Here is a 24,525-nt window from a genome sequence, read left to right on the forward strand (position 1 = left end):
CCCAGCAGCCGTGCGCAGCCTCACAGTTCACCCTTCGCCGGCTTGCCCCCGGCGGGCACGTCTACGCTGGCCGCATGGTGAACCTGACGCGTATCTACACCCGCACCGGCGACCAGGGCACGACCGCCCTGGGGGACATGAGCCGGACGCAGAAGACGGACCTGCGCATCTCCGCGTACGCCGACGCGAACGAGGCCAACGCCGCCATCGGCACGGCCATCGCGCTCGGCAGCCTGCCGGAGGAGGTCGTGAAGGTCCTGGTCCGCGTGCAGAACGACCTGTTCGACGTCGGTGCGGACCTGTGCACCCCGGTGGTGGAGGACCCGCAGTACCCGCCGCTGCGCGTGGAGCAGTTCTACGTGGACCGCCTGGAGGCGGACTGCGACGTCTTCAACGAGGAGCTGGAGAAGCTGCGCAGCTTCATCCTCCCCGGCGGCACCCCGGGCGCGGCCCTGCTGCACCAGGCCTGCACGGTGGTCCGGCGGGCCGAGCGCTCTACGTGGGCGGCGCTGGAGGTGCACGGCGAGGTGATGAACCCGCTGACGGCCACCTACCTCAACCGCCTGTCCGACCTCCTGTTCATCCTGGCGCGGACGGCCAACAAGGAGGTCGGCGACGTGCTGTGGGTGCCGGGCGGCGAGCGCTAGCGGTCGCTCTTGGCGAGCTCGGCGTCCGCGGCGTCCGCGGCGTCCACCGGGGCCTTCCTCGGCCAGATCGTGTAGCTGGCGGCGATCAGGGCCTGGATGCCGAGCACCCGCAGGGCTCCGGCCTGCCACGCCTGGAGCCCGCTGGTGTCGGCCGCGTCGCCGACGTACCAGATGCCCGCCTGGAGCAGTCCCGCCGCGACGGCGGCGCCGGCCAGGGTCCGCGCCCACAGCTTCCACTCGTGGACCGCGCGGGCCTTGCCGTACGTGGTTCCGGGCGGCTTCGGGCCCCCGGCGAAGCGGTGGGCGGCGTGCCGGTCGAGCCACTTCACGGTGTAGTGCCCGTATCCGACGGTGTAGCCGATGTAGAAGGCCGCGAGGCCGTGCCTCCAGCTCGGCTCGCCGCCGTTCTTCAGGTCGCCGAAGGACACCACCAGCAGCACCAGCTCCAGCAGCGGCTCGCACAGCAGGACGGCGGCTCCCAGCCTCGGCATCCCGGCGAGGTAGCGCAGTGCCAGGCCGCCGGCCAGGAGCACCCAGAAACCGACCTCACAGGCGATGATCAGCGCGACGAGCATGGCCCGCTCTCCCTTCCTCTCGAAACGTTCTCCTCCAGGGTTCCGGCCGCCGCGCCCCGGATCGTCGTCTCCAGTGACGAAAGCCCGCTGCATCCTTCGATGTAGTGCCGTATCCGCCCGGGCGGCGAGGCCGCGCCGCACCGCACCGTGTTGGATGGGAGCGTGCTCCCGATGATCCCCCGACCGCACCGCGACGACGTCCTGCTCGCGGCGGTCAGCGTGCTCGCCGGTCTGCTGCTGTGGGCGCTCGGCGTCTACAGCACGCCCAGCCGGCACTTCGTGCCCGACTGGGCGGTGCTGGTCCCGCTGGCGGTGCTCGGCGCCCTGGAGCTGCTGCGCCGCTCCGCGCCCAACGTCACCCTGTCCGTCGGCACGCTCGCGGTGGTCGCGGACCAGTTCACGGTCGGCAACATCGCCAGCGTCATCATGTTCACCGACCTGATGTACGCGGCCGTGGTCTACGGCAAGCCCGCCATGGCGCGGCGGCTCCCGGTCTCCACCGGCCTGATCACGGTCGTCGTCACCATCGCCGCCCTCGTCTGGCTGCGCAGCCCGCAGGCCCTGCTGATCGGTGTGGTCACCGGCATCGTGAGCTTCGGCCCGGCCCTGACCGGCGCCACCCTGCGCAACCACCGCGAGGCGGCCGAGGCCGCCCGGCTGCGCGCCGAGCAGACGGCGCTGCTGGCCGAGATGGACCGTACGCAGGCGGTGGTCGCCGAGCGGGCCCGGATGGCCCGGGAACTGCACGACATGGTGGCCAACCACCTCTCGGCGATCGCCATCCACTCCACCGCGGCGATCTCCATCGACTCGCCCGCCACCAGCCGCGAGGCCCTCGGGGTGATCCGGGAGAACAGCGTGCAGGGGCTGGCGGAGATGCGCCGGCTGATCGGGCTGCTGCGGGACGCCGGGGCGGAGCAGGAAGCCGTCGCCGTGCCCTCCCTGGAGGGTCTGGACGCCCTGCTGGGGCAGGCCCGTACCAATGGGTCGGCGAGCGGTCTGGACTTCGTCCTCGCGGACGAGCGGGCGCCGGGTCCGCCGCTGCCGGCCCCGGTGGAGCTGGCGGCGTACCGGATCGTGCAGGAGTCGCTGACCAACGCCCTCAAGCACGCGGCCCCGGGCACGGTCCGGGTGCGCGTGGCGCACGGGGGCGGGCTGCTGACGGTGGCGGTCGACTCCCCGTACGGGGAGCGGCCCGGCCCGCGCGCCCCGGGCTCCGGGGCCGGGCTGATCGGCATGCGGGAGCGCACGGAGCTGCTGGGCGGGACGTTCACCGCGGGTGCGTCGGGCAGGGTGTGGCAGGTGCGGGCGGCGCTGCCCGCCGAGGAGAGGGCGGTGCGGGCATGATCAGGGTCGTGGTGGCGGAGGACCAGCGTGCGGTACGGGCCGGCCTGGTGCTGATCCTGCGCAGTGCGGGCGACATCGAGGTGGTGGGCGAGGCGGCCGACGGCGAGGAGGCGGTGCGGCTGGCGGACGGGCTGCGGCCGGATCTGGTCCTCATGGACGTGCAGATGCCGCGGCTCGACGGGGTGTCGGCCACCCGCCAGGTGGTGGAGCGGGGGCTGGCCGACGTACTGGTCCTGACCACCTTCGATCTCGACGAGTACGTCTTCGGGGCGCTGCGGGCGGGGGCCGCCGGTTTCCTGCTGAAGGACGCGGACGCGGCGGAGCTGATCGCGGCGGTGCGGACGGTGGCGCGCGGCGAGGGGCTGATCGCTCCGGCGGTGACCCGTCGCCTGATCGCCGAGTTCGCCGCGCCGCAGGTCGTACGCAGCCCCGTGCGCCCGGAGGTGGCGGCGGCGGTGGAGTCGCTGACCCGGCGCGAGCGGGAGGTGCTGGGGGCGCTGGGCGAGGGGCTGTCGAACGCGGAGATCGCCGTACGGCTGGAGATGGCGGAGGCCACGGTGAAGACGCACGTCAGCAGACTGCTGGGGAAGCTGGAGCTGCGCAGCCGGGTCCAAGCGGCCGTACTGGCCCAGGAGTTGGGGATATAGACGGGCGCGGGAGGTGAGGTCTGGACCTCTTGACGCTTGGTCCAGACCTTTCTAGTCTCACGGCATCACTGTGGTGAGCGTGCCATGACAAGGAACGCGCCAGGCGTGCTCACGGGCGGCGCAGGTCCCACCCCCATGTGCCCGGTCGGCCCCACGACCGGCACGGACCTACGGAGGAGCACCCTTGAGCACAGCACCCCCACGACGCAACCGTCTGTTCAGAAGGCTGGCCGCCACCGTGGCGGCCCTCGCCCTGCCCGTCGCCGGCCTCGTCGGCCTGGCCGGCCCGGCGCAGGCCGCCGCCTCCGCGACCGCGACCTTCGCCAAGGTCTCCGACTGGGGTTCCGGCTTCGAGGGCAAGTGGACGGTGAAGAACACCGGCACCACCACCCTCACCAGCTGGACCGTGGAGTGGGACTACCCGGCCGGCACCAGGGTGACCTCGGCCTGGGACGCCACCGTCACCAGCTCGGGCGACCACTGGACGGCCAAGAACGTCGGCTGGAACGGCACCCTCGCCCCCGGGTCCACCGTCAGCTTCGGCTTCAACGGCACCGGGACCGGCGCCCCCTCCGGCTGCAAGATCAACGGCGGCTCCTGCGAGGGCGGCACCACCCCCGCCGACAACCCGCCCTCGGCCCCCGGCGCCCCCACCGCGACCGGCGTCACCGAGAACGCGCTGACCCTGTCCTGGCCGGCGGCCACCGACGACAAGGGCGTCAAGAACTACGACGTCTACCGGGGCGGCAGCAAGCTCACCACCGTCACCGGCACCACCTTCGCCGACAGCGGCCTGACCAAGGGCACCACGTACACGTACACGGTCACCGCCCGCGACACCGCCGACCAGACCGGCCCCTCCTCGGGCGGGCTCTCGGTGACCACCCCGGGCGGCACCACCGAGCCCCCGGACCCGGGCGCCAAGGTCAAGCTCGGCTACTTCACCGACTGGGGCGTCTACCAGCGCAACTATCACGTGAAGAACCTGGTCACCTCCGGCAGCGCGGCGAAGATCACCCACATCAACTACGCCTTCGGCAACGTGCAGAACGGCAAGTGCACCATCGGCGACTCCTACGCCGACTACGACAAGGCCTACACCGCCGACCAGAGCGTCGACGGCGTCGCCGATACCTGGGACCAGCCCCTGCGCGGCAACTTCAACCAGCTGCGCAAGCTGAAGGCCAAGTACCCGAACATCAAGGTCATCTACTCCTTCGGCGGCTGGACCTGGTCCGGCGGCTTCGGGCAGGCCGCCCAGAACCCGGCCGCCTTCGCCCAGTCCTGCCACGACCTGGTCGAGGACCCCCGCTGGGCGGACGTCTTCGACGGCATCGACATCGACTGGGAGTACCCGAACGCCTGCGGGCTGTCCTGCGACACCAGCGGCGCCGCGTCCTTCAAGAACCTGATGTCGGCCCTGCGCGCCAAGTTCGGCGGCTCCAACCTGGTCACCGCCGCGATCTCCGCCGACGGCTCCAACGGCGGCAAGCTCGACCTCGCCGACTACGGGGGCGCCGCCCAGTACGTCGACTTCTACAACGTCATGACGTACGACTTCTTCGGCGCGTGGGAGGCCAAGGGCCCGACCGCCCCGCACTCCCCGCTGACCTCCTACGCCGGCATCCCGATCGCCGGCTTCAACTCCGAGGCCGCCATCACCAAGCTCAAGGGCAAGGGCATCCCCGGATCCAAGCTCAACCTCGGCATCGGCTTCTACGGCCGCGGCTGGACCGGAGTCACCCAGGACGCCCCGGGCGGCACGGCCACCGGGCCCGCCGCGGGTACCTACGAGCAGGGCATCGAGGACTACAAGGTCCTCAAGACCAGCTGCCCCACCACCGGCACCGTCGCCGGCACGGCCTACGCCAAGTGCGGAAGCAACTGGTGGAGCTACGACACCCCCGCCACCATCGCCGGGAAGATGACCTGGCTGAAGAACCAGGGCCTCAAGGGCGCCTTCTTCTGGGAATTCAGCGGCGACACCGCCAACGGCGAGCTGGCGAACGCGATCCACACCGGCCTGCGGTAGCCGCGCCGGGAAAGGCCGAAGCCGGGCAGACGGGTCCGCCCCCGTCCGCCCGGCTTCTCGCTGAGCAAAAGCCCCTACGCAACATTTACCCTCCCCCAGACTTCGTCCGGGGGGACCCCCATCCAACGGGCAAGGAATTCAGGCAACATTTACCCGTTGCCCGGGCGGCGCGGCCTCCAGCCAGGCCAGGAACCCGGTCAGCGCGTCCTCGCTCATCGCCAGCTCCAGGCGCGTCCCCTGGTGGGAACAGCCGAGCACGACGGCGTCGGACAGCAGGGCCAGCTCCTCCTCGCCCTCGGGCGCGCGGCGCGCGAGCACCTCGATGGAGGAACGCTCCAGCAGCCGGCGCGGGCGCGGCGAGTAGCTGAACACCCGGAACCATTCGATGCGGTCACCGCTGTAGCGGGCGACCCCGTAGACCCACCCCTTGCCGGAGACGTCGGGCTCCTCGGCCACACCCCAGCGCAGGCTGCAGTCGAAGGTCCCGCCGGACCGCTGGATGAGTCTGCGGCGCAGCCCGAACACAAACAGCCCGATCACCACCAGGGCTACGACCAGGCCGCTCACAAGCAGAGCGAGGAGCATCTTCACCGACCTCCTCGCTCATCGAATTCCCGCAAAACAAAAAAGGATCCGTATCGCCTCAGCCGCGACCCGGTCTGGAAAATTCCAGACCGGACCGCGGCTGAGGTATCAAACTCTGCGGTACGGGGCTCAGCGCCCCGCGGCCGCGCGCAGCCGGACATCGGCGCGCCGCTCGGATGCCGCATCGGCCTCCGACTTGGCGCGCTCCAGTGCCCGCTCCGCACGCTCGACGTCGATCTCGTCGGCGAGCTCGGCGATCTCGGCCAGCAGGGACAGCTTGTTGTCCGCGAACGAGATGAAACCGCCGTGCACCGCGGCGACGACAGTGCCGCCCTCGCTGGTGCGGATGGTCACCGGGCCCGATTCCAGCACACCGAGAAGCGGCTGGTGACCGGGCATGACGCCGATGTCGCCGGACGTGGTGCGGGCGACGACCAGGGCGGCCTCGCCGGACCAGACATTGCGGTCCGCCGCGACCAGCTCGACGTGCAGCTCAGCAGCCAAGGTGGCTCCTCGGGTCACCACCCGGCGGGTCAGCCGGGTGTTGGGTCAAATTCTAATGGGCGTGCGGAGAGGGACGGGACGCACCCGCCCCTCTCCGTTGAAACCGTTGAACCGGATGCGCTCCGGGAGGAGCGCGCCGGATCAGGAGACGCCCAGCTCCTTGGCGTTGGCCTTCAGGTCCTCGATGCCACCGCACAGGAAGAACGCCTGCTCGGGGAAGTGGTCGTAGTCACCATCGCAGATCGCGTTGAACGCGGTGATCGACTCTTCCAGCGGAACGTCCGAACCGTCCACGCCGGTGAACTGCTTCGCCACGTGGGTGTTCTGCGACAGGAAGCGCTCGACGCGACGGGCACGGTGGACAACGAGCTTGTCCTCCTCGCCCAGCTCGTCGATACCGAGGATCGCGATGATGTCCTGGAGGTCCTTGTACTTCTGCAGGATCCCCTTGACGCGCATCGCCGTGGCGTAGTGGTCCGCCGCGATGTACCGCGGGTCGAGGATGCGGGACGTCGAGTCCAGCGGGTCCACGGCCGGGTAGATGCCCTTCTCGGAGATCGGACGGGAAAGAACCGTCGTCGCGTCGAGGTGGGCGAAGGTGGTCGCCGGCGCCGGGTCGGTCAGGTCGTCCGCGGGGACGTAGATCGCCTGCATCGAGGTGATCGAGTGACCACGGGTCGAGGTGATGCGCTCCTGGAGGAGACCCATCTCGTCGGCCAGGTTCGGCTGGTAACCCACCGCGGAGGGCATACGGCCGAGCAGGGTCGACACCTCGGAACCCGCCTGGGTGTACCGGAAGATGTTGTCGATGAAGAACAGCACGTCCTGCTTCTGCACATCGCGGAAGTACTCCGCCATGGTCAGACCGGCAAGCGCGACGCGCAGACGGGTGCCCGGGGGCTCGTCCATCTGGCCGAAGACAAGCGCCGTCTTGTCGATGACGCCCGAGTCGGCCATTTCCTCGATGAGGTCGTTGCCCTCACGGGTACGCTCACCGACGCCCGCGAAGACCGACACACCGTCGTGGTTGTTGGCGACGCGGTAGATCATTTCCTGGATCAGAACGGTCTTGCCGACACCGGCACCACCGAACAGACCGATCTTTCCACCCTTGACGTACGGGGTGAGAAGGTCGATGACCTTGACGCCGGTCTCGAACATCTCGGTCTTCGACTCGAGCTCGTCGAATCGGGGCGCCTTGCGGTGGATCGGCCAGCGCTCGGTGACGTTGGCGTTCTCCTCCGGGTAGTTCAGCACCTCACCGAGGGTGTTGAACACCTTGCCCTTGGTGAAGTCACCGACGGGGACGGTGATGCCCTCGCCCGTGTCGGTCACCGCGGCCTGGCGGACCAGACCGTCGGTCGGCTGCATCGAGATGGTACGGACGATGCCGTCACCCAGGTGCTGCGCGACCTCGAGGGTCAGGGTCTTGAGCTTGCCGTCCTCGGCCGGGTCTGCGACCTGGACCTTGAGGGCGTTGTAGATCTCGGGCATGGCGTCGACGGGGAACTCCACGTCGACGACCGGGCCGATGACCCGGGCGACGCGGCCCGTGGCGGCGGCCGTCTCAACAGTGGTCGTCATTACTTGTCACTCCCCGCGGTCGCGTCAGCCATGGCGCTCGCGCCACCGACGATCTCGCTGATTTCCTGGGTGATTTCGGCCTGGCGGGCCGCGTTGGCAAGCCGGGAGAGGCTCTTGATGAGGTCCCCGGCGTTGTCGGTCGCCGACTTCATCGCGCGGCGGCGGGCGGCGTGCTCGGAAGCGGCCGACTGCAGCAGTGCGTTGTAGATGCGGCTCTCGACGTAGCGCGGCAGCAGGGCGTCGAGGACGTCCTCCGCCGACGGCTCGAAGTCGAACAGCGGAAGGATCTCGCCCTTCGCGCCGGTCTCCTCCTCTGCCTTGTCGAGGCTGAGCGGCAGCATCCGGCCGTCGACCGCGTTCTGCGTCATCATCGACACGAATTCCGTGTAGACGACGTGCAGCTCGTCGACGCCGCCTTCGGCCGTGTCCAGCTGGATGGCCTCGATCAGCGGCCCGGCGACGCGCTTGGCGTCGGCGTAGGCCGGGCTGTCGGTGAAGCCGGTCCACGAGTCCGCGACCTTGCGCTCGCGGAACCCGAAGTAGGCGACACCCTTGCGGCCGACGATGTACGTGTCGACCTCCTTGCCCTCAGCGCGCAGCCGCTCGGTGAGCCGCTCCGCCTGCTTGATGGCGTTCGAGGAGTAGCCGCCGGCCAGACCGCGGTCGCTCGTGATGAGCAGGATCGCGGCACGGGTCGGCGCCTCGGCCTCGGTCGTCAGGGCGTGCTTGGTGTTCGAGCCGGTCGCCACCGCGGTCACCGCACGGGTGAGCTCGGTCGCGTACGGCATCGACGCCGCCACCTTGCGCTGCGCCTTGACGATGCGCGAGGCGGCGATCATCTCCATCGCCTTGGTGATCTTCTTGGTCGCCGTGATGGCACGGATGCGACGCTTGTAGACCCGGAGCTGCGCTCCCATGAGTCAGGTCCCTTCCGTCGTCACTTGGAGACGTTGACGGCCGGTGCGTCCTCGCCCAGGAGCTTGCCGTCCGAGGTCTCGAACTGGCGCTTGAAGCCGGCGATGGCGTCAGCGATCGACGTCAGGGTGTCGTCCGACATCTTGCCGCCGTCGGCGATGGAGGTGAGGAGGTCCTTGCGCTCACGGCGCAGGTGCTCCAGCAGCTCCGACTCGAAGCGACGGATGTCGTTGACCGGGACGTCGTCCATCTTGCCGGTGGTGCCGGCCCAGACGGAGATGACCTGCTCCTCGACGGGCATCGGCTGGTACTGGCCCTGCTTCAGCAGCTCGACCAGACGCTTGCCGCGCTCCAGCGAAGCCTTCGACGCGGCGTCCAGGTCGGAACCGAAGGCGGCGAACGCCTCCAGCTCGCGGTACTGGGCGAGGTCCAGGCGCAGACGGCCGGAAACCTGCTTCATGGCCTTGTGCTGGGCGGAGCCACCGACGCGGGAGACCGAGATACCGACGTTCAGCGCCGGGCGCTGGCCCGCGTTGAACAGGTCGGACTCCAGGAAGCACTGGCCGTCGGTGATGGAGATGACGTTGGTCGGGATGAACGCCGACACGTCGTTCGCCTTGGTCTCGACGATCGGCAGACCGGTCATCGAACCGGCACCCATGTCGTCGGAGAGCTTCGCGCAGCGCTCCAGCAGACGGGAGTGCAGGTAGAAGACGTCACCCGGGTAGGCCTCACGGCCCGGCGGGCGGCGCAGCAGCAGCGACACGGCGCGGTAGGCGTCGGCCTGCTTCGACAGGTCGTCGAAGATGATCAGGACGTGCTTGCCGGCGTACATCCAGTGCTGGCCGATGGCGGAACCGGTGTACGGCGCCAGGTACTTGAAGCCGGCCGGGTCGGACGCCGGGGCGGCGACGATCGTCGTGTACTCGAGCGCGCCGGCGTCTTCCAGGGCGCCGCGAACGGACGCGATGGTCGAGCCCTTCTGGCCGATGGCGACGTAGATGCAGCGGACCTGCTTGTTCACGTCGCCCGAGCGCCAGTTGTCGCGCTGGTTGATGATCGTGTCGACGGCAAGAGCGGTCTTGCCGGTCTGACGGTCACCGATGATCAGCTGACGCTGGCCACGGCCGACCGGCACCATCGCGTCGATGGCCTTGTAGCCGGTCTGCATGGGCTCGTGGACCGACTTGCGGACCATGACGCCGGGGGCCTGCAGCTCGAGGGCGCGACGGCCTTCGGTCGCGATCTCGCCGAGACCGTCGATCGGGTTGCCGAGCGGGTCGACGACGCGGCCGAGGTAGCCCTCGCCGACGCCGACGGAGAGCACCTCACCGGTGCGCTGCACCGGCTGGCCCTCCTCGATACCGCTGAACTCGCCGAGGACGACCGCACCGATCTCGCGCTCCTCGAGGTTGAGGGCGAGACCGAGGGTGCCGTCCTCGAACTTCAGCAGCTCGTTCGCCATGGCGGAGGGCAGGCCCTCCACCTTCGCGATGCCGTCGCCGGCAACGCTGACCGTTCCGACCTCCTCGCGCGAGGCCGCGTCCGGCTGGTACGACTGGACAAAGTTCTCCAGTGCGTCCCGGATCTCCTCCGGCCGGATCGTGAGCTCCGCCATCTGGGTTCCCTGCTCTCCTTGTTGGGCCTGAAGCTTCTTAGGGGTCTGGGGGCGACCCCCAGGAATCTTCTGCAAGTTCTGCACGGCCCAACCGGGCCGCTAGGAATGCGTTGTTCTAGTTGGTGGCTGAGGTCAGCCGGCCATGCGGCGGGACGCCTCTGCGAGGCGGTCCGCGATGGTGCCGTCGATGACCTCGTCGCCGACCCGCACCGAGATCCCGCCGAGGACCGCGGGGTCCACGTCGAGGTTCAGGTGCATCTGGCGGCCGTACAGCTTGGCCAGCACCGCGCCGAGACGCTGCTTCTGCACGTCGCTGAGCGGAATCGCGCTGGTCACGGTGGCGACCATGCGGTTGCGGCGCTCGGCGGCGAGCGTGGAGAGGGACTCGAGTCCCGCTTCCAGGCTACGTCCACGCGGGTGCGTGACAAGACGGACGACCAGGCGCTCCGTGACGGCGTTCGCCTTGCCGCCGAGCAGGCTGCGCAGCAGCTCGCTCTTGGCGGAGACGGTGGCCGCGCGGTCGGTCAGCGCGGAACGCAGCTCGGTGCTCGAGGCGACGATCCGGCCGAAGCGGAAGATCTCGTCCTCGACGTTGTCGAGCGCGTCGCCCTGCTGGGCGGCGGTGAGGTCGGCGGTGGCCGCCAGCACCTCGAGCGCGTCCACCAGGTCGCGGGACTGCGACCAGCGGGAGCGCGCCATGCCGGACACCAGGTCGAGGGTCTCCCCGCCGACCTGGCCGGACAGCAGCCGGCCGACCAGCTCGGCCTTGGCCTCGCCGGACTGCGCCGGGTCCGTGATGACCCGACGCAGCGAGACCTCACGGTCGAGCAGCGCGGTGACGGCTGCCAGCTCACCGGCGAGCTTCGCCGCGTCGACGGACGTGTTGTCCGTCAGCGCGTCGAGACGCTCGCGCGCGGAGGCCAGCGCCTCGCGGCTCGCTCCGTTCATCGGGCCGCCTCGGCCTTCTCCTCGAGCTCGCTGAGGAAGCGGTCGATCGTGCGGCCCTGGCGGGCGACGTCCTCGAGGGACTCGCCGACGAGCTTTCCGGCCAGGTCGGTGGCGAGCTTGCCCACGTCCTGACGCAGCGCCTGAGAGGCGGCCTTGCGGTCTGCCGCGATCTGGGCGTGACCGGCAGCGATGATCTCCTCACGCTGCCGCTGGCCCTCTGCGCGCAGTTCTTCCTTGAGCGCAGTGCCCTGCTCCAGCGCGTCCTGGCGCAGGCGCGCAGCCTCGTGCCGGGCCTCGGCGAGCTGGGCCTTGTACTGCTCCAGCACGCTCTGGGCCTCGGTCTGAGCGGCTTCAGCCTTCTCGATACCGCCCTCGATGGCCTCGCGGCGCTCGTCCAGAACCTTGTTGATGTTCGGGAGGAGCTTCTTCGCGAGGAACCCGAAGACGATGACGAAGGCGATCAGACCGATGACGAGCTCGGGGATCGGCGGAACGAGAGGGTTTTCCATCTCGGCCGCGAGAACCAGGAGGTTCACATCAGTGCCTTTCGTCTAGTGGGCTGTTCGTCGTGACCGAGGATCAGGAGGTCGGGTAGACGAACGGCATGACCAGACCGATCAGGGCGAGCGCCTCACAGAAGGCGAAGCCGAGGATCTGGTTGGCGCGGATCAGGCCGGCAGCCTCGGGCTGGCGGGCAAGGGCCTGGGTGCCGTTACCGAAGATGATGCCGACGCCGACGCCGGGGCCGATGGCCGCGAGACCGTAACCAACGGAGCTGAGGGAGCCGGTGACGGCGGCAAGGGTCTGGGACATGCCAGTTCTTCCTTCTCTTTCACGGACCGGTGGGGGTTGGCCACCGGACGAATACGGGGGGCTGAGCGGGGCGGGTCTGGCTCAGTGGTGCTCGGCGAGCGCGCCCTGGATGAAGCTGCAGGCCAGGAGGACGAAGACGTACGCCTGGACAGCCTGGATGAAGAGCTCGAAGGCGGTCATCACGATCACCATCACGAACGACACACCGGCGTAGGCGATGCCGATGCCGTTCAGCAGGTACCAGCTGGCGATCGTGAAGAGCAGCAGCAGGGTGTGACCGGCGAACATGTTCGCGAAGAGTCGGACCGCGTGGGTGAACGGGCGGACCAGGACGTTCGAGAAGAACTCGATGACCATGATCAGCGGCAGGACGCCGCCCAGGCTCTTGTCGTAGCCGGTGAGGTTCTTCAGGCCGCCGACGAAGCCGTGGCGCTTGAAGGTGACCGACATCCAGACGAGGTAGACCATCAGGGCCAGGATCGCCGGGTACGCGATGATCGACGTCACCGGGAACTGGGCCACCGGGACGATCGACCAGACGTTCAGGATCCAGACGAAGAAGAACAGGGAGACCATGAAGGGGACGTACTTCTCGCCCTCCTTCTTGCCCAGCGTCTCGTAGACGATGCCGCGGCGTACGAAGTCGTAGCCGGCCTCGGCGACCATCTGGAGCTTGCCGGGGACCATCTTCGCCTTGCCGAAGGCGGCCCAGAAGAAGGCCACGATGATGACCGATCCCAGGAGGGCCAGCAGCATCGGCTTGTTGAAGTAGGCGCTGCTCCCGGCTTCGCCCCACAGAGGCTCGAAGAGGAACGAGTGCAGGCCCGGGCCGGGGAATCCACATCCGTCGAAGATGTGACAGTCGGTCTCGAAGGCGAGGACCTGCGTCGGGTCAGCACTCACCGCGGGCTCCTTCAGCGTGGCGCATAGGTACGGCAACCTCGTTGTGTCGGCGCGGCACGCGGCCGCGGTTCGGCACTGGACTGGTGTAACGGATGTGGGGGCGGCAGTCAGGCATCGAGCCTCGCGATGGAACAGGCGTCAGCTCAGATGCCCGCGCCCGCAGTGCCGCAGTTGGAACCGGACGATAGCAGCATCTCGAACGCACACTTATCCCGGCCCTACCCCTCACGACTTCGACCCCGGGTTTTCCGGCTTTTCACCCTTGGTCGAGTCCGGCTCGACGTACAGGATCTTGGCCTTCATATGAGCACGCGTCTGCGCGCCGATCCACACGAGGGTGGCGGCGACGAGCGTGATGGCAAACGCCCGGGGGTGGAACAGTGTCGTGTTCTTGAACACGGCGAGAAAGACGAAAAGCAGCAGGATCTGGGCCGCGTAGAGCATGAGGCCCATGGCCTGGAACAGGTGCGGCAGAGATTTCGCCGTGCGCTGCAGGACGACGAATCCGATGCCCATGAAAAGGATCACGAGCACGGTCGCGACGACGGATCCGACAGCGCCCTTGCCACCGACGACCAGACCGCTGATCACGGCGGCGATTGCGCCGGCGGCAGCAGTGGGTACGGCGGTTTGCAGGAGGGATCGGACGTCATCTGACCGCATGGCGGTTTGCTCCGCGTGGTGGTGGGGGCACGGACTCGTACGGGAACTCGTACGGGGACGAGCGTAAGCCCGGTCCGAGTGATCGCCTCGGGCCAAGGGACCGTCGCACTACGGTCCTTCGGCTCTGTCGCCGGGTTTAGTGAACGGTATCACAAACTATTTGATGAGAGCTTTACCTGTCAGGTGTGCTGACTGTCACACATGAGGGCTAACCCGCCCGTGTGTGCAAGACAAGCAGGCCCATTGTCTGCTAAAGCGCGTCCATGTCGGACATGCGCCTCGCCCGTCAGCGCGCCGATCCGGCCTTACGCCGGTCGGGGAGCCGCGAACGGGGGCCTACGGCAGTCGCCCCGTTGACGCCCGACACACCCGCCGCGACGGGCCGCGCGGGCTCCGGCTCCGTGCCCGCGTCGTCCCGCACGGCCGCCTCCGCGGCCCGCTCGGCGTGCCGGTAGCGCGGCGGCACCAGGCCCTGCGCCCAACGGGGTGCCCGCGGGGTGAACCGCGGCACGAGGAGCAGTACGAGGCCCAGCGCGCTCAGCGCGGCGATGGCGAGGACGATCCACATCGAGGCCGAACTCACCGAATAGGCCACCGTGCCGAATGCGATCAGCCCTGACCAGAAATACATGATGAGTACGGCGCGGCTGTGGGAATGCCCGAGTTCCAGCAGCCGGTGGTGCAGGTGGCCGCGGTCCGCCGCGAAGGGCGACTGGCCGTTCCAGGTGCGCCGCACGATCGCCAGCACCAGGTCCGCCATCGGAATGGCGATGATGGTCAGCGGCAGCAGCAGCGGGATGAAGACCGGCAGCATCGCCTGGGTCGCGTTGCGCTCACCGCCCACGAAGAGGGCCATCGTGTCGGGGTCCACCTGCCCCGTGATCGAGATGGCCGAGGCGGCCAGCACCAGGCCGATCAGCATCGAGCCGGAATCCCCCATGAAGATCCGGGCTGGGTGCATGTTGTGCGGCAGGAAGCCCAGGCACATGCCCATCAGGATCGCCGCGAAGAGCGTCGCCGGGGCGGCCGACTCGATGCCGTAGCCGAACCAGATCCGGTAGGCGTAGAGGAAGAACGCGCCGGTGGCGATGCAGACCATGCCGGCCGCCAGGCCGTCGAGGCCGTCGACGAAGTTCACCGCGTTGATGGTGATCACCACCAGGGCCACGGTGAGCAGGGTGCCCTGCCACTGGGTGAGCGCCACCGTGCCGATGCCAGGAACCGGAATCCACAGGATGGTCAGGCCCTGCATGACCATCACGCCGGCGGCGATCATCTGCGCGCCGAGCTTGATCAGCGCGTCGAGCTCGAACTTGTCGTCCAGGACACCGACCAGCCAGATCAGCGCCGCGCCCGACAGGAGGGCGCGCGGCTCGTTCGACCGCTCGAAGACCCCGTTCAGGTTCTGCAGGTGGTCGGCGATCAGCAGCCCCGCGCACATGCCGCCGAACATGGCGATACCGCCGAGCCGCGGAGTCGGCTCGCGGTGCACGTCGCGGGCGCGGATCTCCGGCATCGCACCGGCCGCGATCGCGAACTTCCGCACGGGCCCGGTCAGCAGATAGGTCACCGCGACCGTGACGCAAAGCGTCAGCAGATATTCACGCACTGGCTGCCCCAGATGTATCGCCGGCCATCTCAGCCCCACACATTAGCCGCGATGTCTCCGGGGACGAGGACGCGCGGAGGGCCCATTCCGGTTGCACTACGCCACGCTCGTGCCGGTTACGCCCCGTACGGGGGAAATCTGCTGGTCAGGTCGGCCACGGCGGTACGCGTTCCGGCCGCCTCGCCGCGCAGCGCGGCCGAGAACAGCTCCGCGATCTCGGCCATCTCCGGCTTGCCCATCCCCTGCGTGGTCACCGCCGCGGTGCCCAGGCGGATCCCGCGCTGGTCCCCGTACGGCAGCGCGCAGGTCTCGAGGACGATCCCGGCGGCGGCGAGGCGGCCCCGCGCGGCCGGCCCGTCGATGCCGAGGCGCGCCGGGTCGGCGCTGATGAGGTGGGTGTCGGTGCCGCCGGTCGTCACGGCGAACCCGCGCTGCTCCAGGGCCGCGGCCAGGGCCCGGGCGTTGGCGACCACCCGGTGGGCGTACCGGGTGAAGGCCGGGGCGGCCGCCTCCCCGAAGGCCACCGCCTTCGCGGCGATGGTGTGCATCTGGGCGCCGCCCTGGGTGAAGGGGAACACCGCCCGGTCGACGCGCTCGGCGAACTCGGCTCCGCACAGGACCATCCCGCCGCGCGGGCCGCGCAGCACCTTGTGCGTGGTCGCGCAGACCAGGTCCGCGTACGGGACGGGGCTCGGCGCCGCCCCGCCCGCGACCAGCCCGATCGGGTGCGCGGCGTCCACGATGAGGTGGGCCCCGACCTCGTCGGCGATCTCGCGGAAGGCCGAGTACTCCAGGTGGCGGGGGTAGGAGATCGACCCGCACACGATGGCCTTGGGCAGGTGCGTGCGGGCGAGCCGCTGCACCTGCTCGTAGTCGACGAGCCCGGTCTCGGCGTCGACCCCGTACCCGACGAAGTCGAACCAGCGGCCGGAGAAGTTGGCCGGGGAGCCGTGGGTGAGGTGCCCGCCGTACGGGAGCCCCATGGCCAGGACCGTGTCCCCGGGCCGCAGCAGCGCCGCGTAGGCGGCCAGCACGGCGGAGGAACCGGAATGCGGCTGCACATTGGCGTGCTCGACCCCGAAGAGCGCCTTGGCCCGCTCCACGGCCACCCGCTCGGCCAGGTCGGCGTACTCGCACCCCCCGTGGTGGCGGGCGCCGGGATACCCCTCGGCGTACTTGTTGGCGAGCGCGGAGCCCAGCGCCGCGAGCACGGCGGGCGAGGTGAAGTTCTCGGCGGCGCTCATCTGCAAGGTGGTCGCCTGCCGCTGCCGCTCCCCTTCGAGGATGTCGGCCAGTTGCGGGTCCTGCTGCCGCAGGAGATCTGTGGGCTGCGTGATGACGCTCATGGCGCGACTCCAGGGGGCTCCCCATCAAGTACCAGCCACGATAGCCCCGCCCCTCTTTCCGCGCCGCCCCGGAATTTCAGCCCCGCCTGGCGGTAGCTGGGGGAGTTCGAGGCGCGGGGTCCGGGGCGGAGCCCCGGGAAACGGTGAAAGGGCGGGGCGGGGAGAGGCTCCGCGCAGCGGCACCCAGCCGCACCCGCAGGACTCAGTGGGAGTCGGTGACGCCCGTCAGGGCCGTGACCACAGGGTCCAGCGCCTGGTTGATTTCGTCGCCGATCGACCGGAAGAAGGTGATGGGCGCCCCGTACGGGTCGTACACCTCGTCGGCGTCGGCGGACGGTGCGAGCAGCCAGCCGCGCAGCGCCGCGGCGGCCCGTACCAGCGCCCGTGCCCGCTCCGCCATGCCGTCGTCCAGCGGCGGCAGCGTGGCCGGGTCTATGGCCCGCACCAGCCGGGTGAACTCCTTCAGCGTGAAGGTCCGCAGCCCGGCGGAGTGGCCCATGGAGATGACCTGCGCCCGGTGGTCCCGCGTGGCGGTGAGCACCAGGTCGGCGCGTATGACGTGCTCGTCCAGCAGTTCCCGCCCGGTGAACCCGGACGCATCGGCCCCGAAGTCGGCGAGGACGGCGGCCGCGTTGGCCTCCATCGGTGCGCCCTCGTGGCCCCAGGTGCCCGCGCTCTCCACGATGAGGTCGCCGGCCGGCAGGCCGAGGACGCCCAGCCGGTGCGACAGCGCGTGCCGCGTCAGCCGCTCGGTGATGGGCGAGCGGCACACATTGCCGGTGCTGACGTGGAGTATGCGGAAGGACTGAGTCGCTATGCCACGCCCCTGAGGGCTCACGGAGCCACCTCGAGGTCGGGTACGACCTCCCGCAGCTTCTCGGCGGTCAGCGCCCCCTCGCGCAGCAGTACGGGAACCTTCCCGGTGACGTCGACGATCGACGAGGGCTCCGTGCTCGGGGTCGGCCCGCCGTCCAGGTACACGGAGACGGAGTCGCCCAGCATCTCGCGCGCCGCGTCGCAGTCCGCCGGCGCGGGGTGCCCGGAGATGTTCGCCGAGGACACGGCCATCGGGCCGACCTCGGTCAGCAGCTCGATCGCGACGGGGTGCAGGGGCATGCGTACGGCCACGGTCCCGCGGGTCTCCCCCAGGTCCCACGCCAGCGAGGGCTGGTGCCTGGCGACGAGCGTGAGCCCGCCCGGCCAGAAGGCGTCGACGAGCTCCCACGCCTGCTCGGAGAAGTCCGTGACCAGGCCGTGCAGGGTGTTCGGGGAGCCGATGAGGACAGGGGTGGGCATGTTGCGGCCGCGCCCCTTGGCGGCGAGCAGGTCGCCGACGGCCTCTGCGCTGAAGGCGTCCGCACCGATGCCGTACAGGGTGTCGGTGGGCAGCACGACGAGCTCACCGCGGCGCACGGCGGATGCCGCTTCACGCAGACCCGTCTTACGGTCCGTCGCGTCGTTGCAGTCGTATCGCCGGGCCATCAGCGGGCCTCCTCGTGCAGCGGGGTGGTGTCGGGTCGGGGGGTCGCGCGGATCACGGCATGGCCTTGCGGGCGGTCGCGAAGCGCGGGCGGTTGTTCAGGTCGGGGTGGTCGGCGGCGTCGGCCCAGCCCCGCTCGTCGGCGAAGATCCACGGCACCTGGCCGCCCTGGGTGTCGGCGTGCTCGATCACGACGATGCCGCCGGGCCGCAGCAGCCGGTGGGCGGTGCGCTCGATGCCCCGGATGGTGTCGAGGCCGTCCTCCCCGGAGAACAGCGCCATCTCGGGGTCGTGGTCCCGGGCCTCGGGGGCCACGTACTCCCACTCGGTGAGCGGGATGTACGGCGGGTTGGAGATGACCAGGTCGACCTGTCCGTCCAGCTCGGGCAGCGCGCTGAGCGCGTCGCCCTGGTGGACGGTGACCCGGGAGCCCTCGGCGTTCTTCCGGGTCCAGCGCAGCGCGTCCTCGGACAGCTCCACGGCGTGCACGCGCGAACGCGGCACTTCCTGGGCCATGGCGAGCGCGATGGCGCCGGAGCCGGTGCACAGGTCCACGATCAGCGGCTCGACCACGTCCATGGCCCGGACGGCGTGTATGGCCCAGTCCACGACCGACTCGGTCTCGGGCCGGGGCACGAAGACCCCGGGGCCGACCTGGAGCTCCAGGTACCGGAAGAAGGCGCGGCCGGTGATGTGCTGGAGCGGTTCACGCGCCTCGCGGCGGGCGACGGCCTCCCAGTAGCGGGCGTCGAAGTCCGCGTCCTTGACGTGGTGCAGTTCCCCCCGCTTGACGCCGTGCACGAAGGCCGCGAGCTCCTCCGCGTCGAAACGCGGTGAGGGCACGCCTGCGGCGGCCAGCCGCTGGGTGGCCTGGGCCACCTCGGCAAGCAGCAAGTTCACGCTGGTCCTCCGGGCTGCTGTCGTACGGGGGGAATGCGAAGGTCAGTGCGCGGCCGCGAGCTTCGCCGCGGAATCCGTGTCGACACAGGCCTGGATGACCGCGTCGAGGTCGCCGTCGAGCACCTGGTCCAAGTTGTACGCCTTGAAACCGGTCCGGTGGTCCGAGATCCGGTTTTCCGGGTAGTTGTACGTACGGATCTTCTCCGAGCGGTCCACGCTGCGGACCTGGCTGCGGCGCACGTCGGAGGCCTCCTGCTCGGCGGCTTCCTGGGCGGCGGCCAGCAGGCGCGAGCGCAGGATGCGCATGGCCTGCTCCTTGTTCTGGAGCTGGCTCTTCTCGTTCTGGCAGGAGGCGACCACACCGGTCGGCAGGTGCGTGATGCGCACGGCCGAGTCGGTGGTGTTGACGGACTGGCCGCCGGGGCCCGAGGAGCGGTACACGTCGATGCGGAGGTCGTTCATGTTGATCTCGACCTCGACCTCCTCGGCCTCCGGGGTGACGAGCACGCCGGCGGCGGAGGTGTGGATGCGGCCCTGGGACTCGGTGGCCGGCACGCGCTGGACGCGGTGCACGCCGCCCTCGTACTTCAGGCGGGCCCACACGCCCTGGCCGGGCTCGGTCGCGCCGTTGCCGCCCTTGGTGCGGACGGAGACCTGGACGTCCTTGTAACCGCCGAGCTCGGACTCGGTGGCGTCGATGATCTCGGTCTTCCAGCCCACGCGCTCGGCGTAGCGCAGGTACATGCGCAGCAGGTCACCGGCGAAGAGGGCGGACTCGTCGCCGCCGGCGCCGGCCTTGACCTCCAGGAGCACGTCCTTGTCGTCGCTGGGGTCGCGGGGGACGAGCAGCAGGCGGAGCTTCTCGGTGAGCTCCTCGCGCTGCGCGCTCAGTTCCTTGACCTCGGCGGCGAAATCGGGGTCGTCGGCCGCCAGCTCCTTGGCCGTCTCGATGTCCTCGGCCGACTGCTTCCACGCACGGAAGGTCGCGACGATCGGGGTCAGCTCCGCGTAGCGCTTGTTCAGCTTGCGGGCATTGGCCTGATCGGAGTGGACCGAAGGGTCGGCGAGCTTCGTCTCGAGGTCGGCGTGCTCGCCGACCAGGTCCTCGACCGCTTCGAACATCGGATGCTCCTGTGGTGAAAGTCAAAAATGGGCTGGGCTTGGCGACACGACGACAAAGGCGCCGGTCCGGCCGCCCCCGCGTGATCAGGGGGCGGCCGGTGACCGGCGCCTGGGTCGCGCTACTTCTTGGCCGCACCCTTGCCGAAGCGGGCCTCGAAGCGGGCCACACGGCCACCGGTGTCGAGGATCTTCTGCTTGCCCGTGTAGAACGGGTGGCACTCGGAGCAGACCTCGGCACGGATGGTGCCCTCGGTCAGGGTGCTACGGGTGGTGAACGACGCGCCACAGGTGCAGCTGACCTGGGTCTCGACGTACTCGGGGTGAACTTCGCGCTTCAAGGTGTCTCCTAGATTCGGGAGGGCGCCGGGTCGCAGGAGCCGAATTGCGCACTGCGTGAACCGGGGCCGACAGACCAGTCTGCCAGGACCGGGCCGCCTGTCAAAATTCTGAGAACGCTCCCCTCAACAGGGAGGGTCCCGCATTCATTCCCGCCGCGCGGCTACTGGACGATCGAACCGGCGTCGCTCTTGTCCCCGGTCGAGTTCTCGGTGGCTTCCGCGGGAACCGGCCGGTCGGCCAGCAGGGCGTCCCAGACCATCTTGGACTCCTTGGCGAGGGGCGCGACGCGGTCCTTGTCGAGCGGGTCCCGCTTCACCGGCAGGGTGATCATGTGCATGTTCTCGGCGGTGATGCCCTGGAGACCCTGGGCGAAGCCCGCGAGGGACTTCACGTCGCCGAGCGACCTGTCGGTGGTGATCGCCTTGGTGGCGGAGTCGGCGAGGTTGTACAGCTTCTTCGGGTTCTCGAAGACGCCGATGCCCTTGACCTGCTTGATCAGCGCCTTGATGAAGGCCTGCTGGAGCTGTATTCGGCCCAGGTCGCTGCCGTCGCCGACGCTCTTGCGGGTGCGGACGAGGCCGAGGGACTGCTCCCCGTTGAGCGTGTGGGGGCCGGGCGGGAGGTCGAGGTGGCTGCCGCTGTCCTTGATCGGCTTCGTCGTCGTGAGCGGGACCCCGCCGAGGTTGTCGATGATCTTCTTGAAGCCCGTGAAGTCGACCTCGATGTAGTGGTCCATGCGGATCCCCGACATCGACTCGACGGTCTTGACGGTGCAGGCGGCCCCGCCGATGGTGAAGGCCTCGTTGAACTGCGCGCGCTGCCGGCCGGGGTCGGTCTTCCCCTTGCCCGTGGGACAGGCGGGCCGCGCGAGCATCGTGTCGCGCGGGATCGATATGACGCTGGCCTGCTTGTGGCCCTCGTACAGGTGGATGATCATCGCCGTGTCGGAGCGGGCCGAACCGCCGTCGTCCGCGCCGTACTCGCTGTTCGCCCCGCCCCGGGAGTCGGAGCCGAGGACGAGGATGTCCATGGAGCCGTTGTCGACGTTGGGCGGGCGGTCCTTGCCCAGGGCCTGGTCGATGTCGACGGTCTTCAGGTTCCCGTTGAGCTTGAAGTAGAACCAGCCGAGGCCGCCACCGCCCAGCAGCACCACCCCTGCGGCGGTCCACGCGGCGATGGTGAGGGCCCTGCGGCGCTGCGGCGGTTTGCGTCGGCTGCGCCGGCGTGCGGCACGGCTGCCGCTGGCCCTGTTGTCCTGGCTCATGCTCTCCTCGGTCCTGACTCCGGTGCCCGCTGTTCTCTCACACAGACGGACGAGCGCGTTCCAGGGTTCCACGGCTCGGGCTGAGCACCGCACGCCCCGTCCGGACCGCCGGGTTCGCCGTGGGGTCCGCGCATCACCGGGCCTGCCTTGGGTTTCATGGCCGGACGCGAGGCCGCGTACGGAGGTTTACGGGCGGCGGGAATGTGGCGAAGGTCGCAGAAACGGAGCCGCCCCCGCCGCGAATGCGGCGGGGGCGACTGCGTTCAGGCGACCCGGTCAGTCGTCGTTCTTGCCGGCCGGGGTCGTCTTGGCGATCTGCATCAGGAACTCGGCGTTCGACTTCGTCTGCTTCATCTTGTCGAGCAGCAGCTCGATCGCCTGCTGCGAGTCGAGCGCGTGCAGCACCCGGCGCAGCTTCCAGACGATGGCGAGCTCCTCCGCGTTGAGGAGGATCTCCTCCTTGCGGGTGCCCGACGGGTCGACGTCGACGGCCGGGAAGATGCGCTTGTCGGCGAGCTTGCGGTCGAGCTTGAGCTCCATGTTGCCGGTGCCCTTGAACTCCTCGAAGATCACCTCGTCCATGCGCGAGCCGGTGTCGACCAGCGCGGTGGCCAGGATGGTCAGCGAGCCGCCGTCCTCGATGTTGCGCGCGGCACCGAAGAAGCGCTTCGGCGGGTACAGCGCGGTCGAGTCGACACCACCGGACAGGATGCGGCCGGAGGCGGGAGCCGCGAGGTTGTACGCACGGCCCAGACGGGTGATGGAGTCCAGCAGGACGACCACGTCGTGACCCAGCTCGACGAGGCGCTTGGCGCGCTCGATGGCCAGCTCGGCGACGGTGGTGTGGTCCTCGGCCGGGCGGTCGAAGGTCGAGGAGATGACCTCGCCCTTGACCGACCGCTGCATGTCGGTGACCTCTTCCGGACGCTCGTCGACCAGGACGACCATCAGGTGGCACTCGGGGTTGTTGGTGGTGATCGCGTTGGCGATCGCCTGCATGATCATGGTCTTGCCGGTCTTCGGCGGGGCCACGATCAGACCGCGCTGGCCCTTGCCGATCGGCGACACGAGGTCGATGATGCGGGTGGTCAGCACCCCCGGGTCGGTCTCCAGACGGAGCCGGTCCTGCGGGTAGAGCGGGGTCAGCTTCTGGAACTCCGGGCGTCCGCGGCCGGATTCGGGCGCCATGCCGTTGACGGAGTCCAGGCGCACGAGGGCGTTGAACTTCTCGCGGCGCTCGCCGTCCTTGGGCTGGCGGACCGCACCGGTGGTGTGGTCGCCCTTGCGGAGCCCGGCCTTGCGGACCTGGGCGAGGGAGACGTACACGTCGTTCGGACCGGGCAGGTAGCCGGAGGTCCGGATGAACGCGTAGTTGTCGAGGATGTCGAGGATGCCCGCGACGGGGATCAGCACGTCGTCGTCGGCGACCTGCGGCTCGGCCGGCGCGAACTCGTCACGGCCACGACGGCCACGGCGGTCGCGGTAGCGGCCACGACGGCCGCGACGGCCGTCCTCGTCGAAGTCGTCCTGCGGGCCGTTGTCCTGACGGTCCTGCCGGCCCTGCTGACCCTGGCCCCGGCCGCCGCCCTGCTGCTGGCGGTCGGCGCGCTCCTGACGGTCGGCGCGCTCCTGGCGGCCACCGCCCTGCTGGCCCTGGCCGGCCTGCGGCTGGCCCTGCTCGTCGGCCTTGGCGCCGCGCTCACGGCGACCCTGACGGTCACCGCGCTCGCCACGCTCACCGCGCTCACCGCGCTCGCCGCGGTCACGGCGGTCGCGGCGGGTACGGCCCTCGCCGCCCTCCTGCGCCTGGCCCTGGGGCTGGGCGGAGACGGCGGTCGCGGCCTCGGCCTTGGCCTCGGGCTGCGCGGCCGGGGCGGCCTCGGTCTTCTGCTCGACCTGCACGGCGGCGGGGGCCGAGGACTCCGGGCTGCCGGAAGGAGCGGTCGCCCGACGACGGCGGCGCTCGCCGACGGGGGCGTCCTCTCCCCCACGCTCGGCTTCGCTCGCGCGGGAGGGGCCCCCAGCCGGCTGGCCGGGGATCTCGATCTGCGGCTGCGCGGCGGTCTTCTCGGCGGGCGCCGCGGCGGCGGCCTCGCCCGTACGGGCCTTGCTGGTGGCGCGGCGCTTCGGCTTGGCCTCGGCGGCGTCGGCGGCGGGAGCCGCGGCGGCGGCCTTGGGGGCGCTGCCGCCCTGCGCCTCCTTGATGACCTCGATCAGCTGGCTCTTGCGCATCCGCGCGGTGCCCCTGATACCGAGGCCCGACGCGACCTGCTGCAGCTCGGCCAGGACCATGCCCTCGAGGCCGGTGCCGGAGCGGCGACGCTTAGGGGCGGCGCCCGCGGCGGGGGCACTGGTGTCGACGTTGGTGTCGGCAGCGCCCATCAGATCGGTGGTGTCGCTCACGAAGGGTCCTTCCCTGGAGCGGACGTCGGCCTGTCTGGCTCGGCGACCGGTTGTGCTGTCCGACAACAGTCCTAGGTGTGGACCGTGCCGGGGCGGTGGTCCGCCGGTAGAGATACGGCGGAGAGAAACGTGCATGGTGGTTCCGGCGAGAAGCCCCCGAGCTGGAAGCGTGGGAATGTCACGCCGATTCCGGAGCGTGCTCGAAACTGCTGGCAGCGATCAAAGCAGTCGGGGAGGCTCCCGGAAGAAATGTGGTCCCGGATGGGGACACTGAGCACCGA

At 69.9% G+C, this 24,525-nt stretch carries 24 protein-coding genes; 4 read left to right on the forward strand and 20 right to left on the reverse strand.

Annotated features, from left to right (window positions below):
• Nucleotides 1-74 precede the first annotated feature (74 nt).
• Entirely contained in the window at nt 75-647 is a 573-nt protein-coding gene (locus OOK34_RS04825; protein WP_267032615.1) for a cob(I)yrinic acid a,c-diamide adenosyltransferase, read from the forward strand.
• Here the strand turns inward: OOK34_RS04825 and OOK34_RS04830 are convergent.
• Complete coding sequence (locus OOK34_RS04830; RefSeq protein WP_267032616.1) at nt 644-1,222, reverse strand: hypothetical protein; 579 nt, start codon at nt 1,220-1,222, stop codon at nt 644-646. The two genes, OOK34_RS04825 and OOK34_RS04830, sit on opposite strands and share 4 nt — an antisense overlap.
• A 171-nt stretch (nt 1,223-1,393) precedes the next feature.
• On the opposite strand from OOK34_RS04830, the gene OOK34_RS04835 reads away from it, so the two are divergent.
• The 3 genes from OOK34_RS04835 to OOK34_RS04845 all read left to right on the forward strand — a co-directional run bounded on the left by OOK34_RS04835 (nt 1,394) and on the right by OOK34_RS04845 (nt 5,248).
• Nucleotides 1,394-2,569: a sensor histidine kinase gene (locus tag OOK34_RS04835; RefSeq protein ID WP_267032617.1), complete on the forward strand. Its 1,176-nt coding sequence runs from the start codon at nt 1,394-1,396 to the stop codon at nt 2,567-2,569.
• Nucleotides 2,566-3,216 carry a response regulator transcription factor gene (locus OOK34_RS04840; RefSeq protein WP_267032618.1) on the forward strand — a complete coding sequence of 217 codons (651 nt, stop codon included), beginning with the start codon at nt 2,566-2,568 and terminating at the stop codon, nt 3,214-3,216. Before OOK34_RS04835 ends, OOK34_RS04840 begins: the two co-directional genes overlap by 4 nt.
• 184 nt (nt 3,217-3,400) lie before the next feature.
• Entirely contained in the window at nt 3,401-5,248 is a 1,848-nt protein-coding gene (locus OOK34_RS04845) for a glycoside hydrolase family 18 chitinase (protein ID WP_267032619.1), read from the forward strand.
• A gap of 138 nt (nt 5,249-5,386) precedes the next feature.
• Here OOK34_RS04845 and OOK34_RS04850 read toward each other — a convergent pair whose 3' ends face one another.
• The 19 genes from OOK34_RS04850 to rho all read right to left on the reverse strand — a co-directional run bounded on the left by OOK34_RS04850 (nt 5,387) and on the right by rho (nt 24,244).
• Nucleotides 5,387-5,833, reverse strand: a complete 447-nt coding sequence (locus OOK34_RS04850; protein WP_267032620.1) for a DUF2550 domain-containing protein — start codon at nt 5,831-5,833, stop codon at nt 5,387-5,389.
• A gap of 129 nt (nt 5,834-5,962) precedes the next feature.
• Entirely contained in the window at nt 5,963-6,337 is a 375-nt protein-coding gene (locus tag OOK34_RS04855) for a F0F1 ATP synthase subunit epsilon (RefSeq protein WP_267032621.1), read from the reverse strand.
• Nucleotides 6,338-6,478: 141 nt separating this feature from the next.
• A complete protein-coding gene (gene atpD, locus OOK34_RS04860) occupies nt 6,479-7,921 on the reverse strand; it encodes a F0F1 ATP synthase subunit beta (RefSeq protein WP_267032622.1) in 1,443 nt (480 codons plus the stop codon).
• Nucleotides 7,921-8,838, reverse strand: a complete 918-nt coding sequence (locus OOK34_RS04865) for a F0F1 ATP synthase subunit gamma (protein WP_267032623.1) — start codon at nt 8,836-8,838, stop codon at nt 7,921-7,923. The genes atpD and OOK34_RS04865 overlap by 1 nt, the downstream gene beginning before the upstream one ends.
• Before the next feature lie 20 nt (nt 8,839-8,858).
• Nucleotides 8,859-10,454 (reverse strand): F0F1 ATP synthase subunit alpha, encoded by a 1,596-nt coding sequence (atpA, locus tag OOK34_RS04870; RefSeq protein WP_267032624.1) that lies wholly within the window; start codon nt 10,452-10,454, stop codon nt 8,859-8,861.
• Between the two features lie 132 nt (nt 10,455-10,586).
• Nucleotides 10,587-11,402, reverse strand: coding sequence for a F0F1 ATP synthase subunit delta (locus OOK34_RS04875; protein WP_267032625.1), 816 nt, complete (start codon nt 11,400-11,402; stop codon nt 10,587-10,589).
• Nucleotides 11,399-11,911 (reverse strand): F0F1 ATP synthase subunit B, encoded by a 513-nt coding sequence (locus tag OOK34_RS04880; protein ID WP_267036627.1) that lies wholly within the window; start codon nt 11,909-11,911, stop codon nt 11,399-11,401. Before OOK34_RS04880 ends, OOK34_RS04875 begins: the two co-directional genes overlap by 4 nt.
• 70 nt (nt 11,912-11,981) lie before the next feature.
• The gene (atpE, locus tag OOK34_RS04885; RefSeq protein WP_079429787.1) at nt 11,982-12,215 is read right to left on the reverse strand and encodes an ATP synthase F0 subunit C; all 234 of its coding nucleotides are present in this window, start codon (nt 12,213-12,215) and stop codon (nt 11,982-11,984) included.
• Nucleotides 12,216-12,296: 81 nt separating this feature from the next.
• Nucleotides 12,297-13,133 carry a F0F1 ATP synthase subunit A gene (atpB, locus tag OOK34_RS04890; protein WP_267036628.1) on the reverse strand — a complete coding sequence of 279 codons (837 nt, stop codon included), beginning with the start codon at nt 13,131-13,133 and terminating at the stop codon, nt 12,297-12,299.
• A 210-nt stretch (nt 13,134-13,343) separates the two neighbouring features.
• Nucleotides 13,344-13,781: a hypothetical protein gene (locus OOK34_RS04895; RefSeq protein WP_267032626.1), complete on the reverse strand. Its 438-nt coding sequence runs from the start codon at nt 13,779-13,781 to the stop codon at nt 13,344-13,346.
• 286 nt (nt 13,782-14,067) lie between these two features.
• Nucleotides 14,068-15,402: an MraY family glycosyltransferase gene (locus tag OOK34_RS04900; protein ID WP_267036629.1), complete on the reverse strand. Its 1,335-nt coding sequence runs from the start codon at nt 15,400-15,402 to the stop codon at nt 14,068-14,070.
• Between the two features lie 104 nt (nt 15,403-15,506).
• Entirely contained in the window at nt 15,507-16,736 is a 1,230-nt protein-coding gene (gene glyA / locus OOK34_RS04905; protein ID WP_267032627.1) for a serine hydroxymethyltransferase, read from the reverse strand.
• 202 nt (nt 16,737-16,938) lie between these two features.
• Nucleotides 16,939-17,574, reverse strand: a complete 636-nt coding sequence (locus OOK34_RS04910; protein ID WP_267032628.1) for a protein-tyrosine-phosphatase — start codon at nt 17,572-17,574, stop codon at nt 16,939-16,941.
• A complete protein-coding gene (locus OOK34_RS04915; protein WP_267032629.1) occupies nt 17,571-18,218 on the reverse strand; it encodes an L-threonylcarbamoyladenylate synthase in 648 nt (215 codons plus the stop codon). Before OOK34_RS04915 ends, OOK34_RS04910 begins: the two co-directional genes overlap by 4 nt.
• Nucleotides 18,219-18,270: 52 nt before the next feature.
• Nucleotides 18,271-19,116: a peptide chain release factor N(5)-glutamine methyltransferase gene (gene prmC, locus OOK34_RS04920; protein WP_202199703.1), complete on the reverse strand. Its 846-nt coding sequence runs from the start codon at nt 19,114-19,116 to the stop codon at nt 18,271-18,273.
• Between the two features lie 42 nt (nt 19,117-19,158).
• Nucleotides 19,159-20,238 (reverse strand): peptide chain release factor 1, encoded by a 1,080-nt coding sequence (gene prfA, locus OOK34_RS04925; protein ID WP_267032630.1) that lies wholly within the window; start codon nt 20,236-20,238, stop codon nt 19,159-19,161.
• Nucleotides 20,239-20,357: 119 nt separating this feature from the next.
• Nucleotides 20,358-20,576, reverse strand: coding sequence for a 50S ribosomal protein L31 (rpmE, locus tag OOK34_RS04930; RefSeq protein WP_267032631.1), 219 nt, complete (start codon nt 20,574-20,576; stop codon nt 20,358-20,360).
• Nucleotides 20,577-20,737: 161 nt separating this feature from the next.
• Nucleotides 20,738-21,841, reverse strand: coding sequence for an LCP family protein (locus OOK34_RS04935; RefSeq protein ID WP_267032632.1), 1,104 nt, complete (start codon nt 21,839-21,841; stop codon nt 20,738-20,740).
• 276 nt (nt 21,842-22,117) lie between these two features.
• On the reverse strand, nt 22,118-24,244 hold the full coding sequence (rho, locus tag OOK34_RS04940; protein ID WP_267032633.1) for a transcription termination factor Rho: 2,127 nt from the start codon (nt 24,242-24,244) through the stop codon (nt 22,118-22,120).
• Between the last annotated feature and the right edge of the window lie 281 nt (nt 24,245-24,525).

The organism is Streptomyces sp. NBC_00091 (assembly GCF_026343185.1).
In the GTDB taxonomy this organism is placed as follows: domain Bacteria; phylum Actinomycetota; class Actinomycetes; order Streptomycetales; family Streptomycetaceae; genus Streptomyces.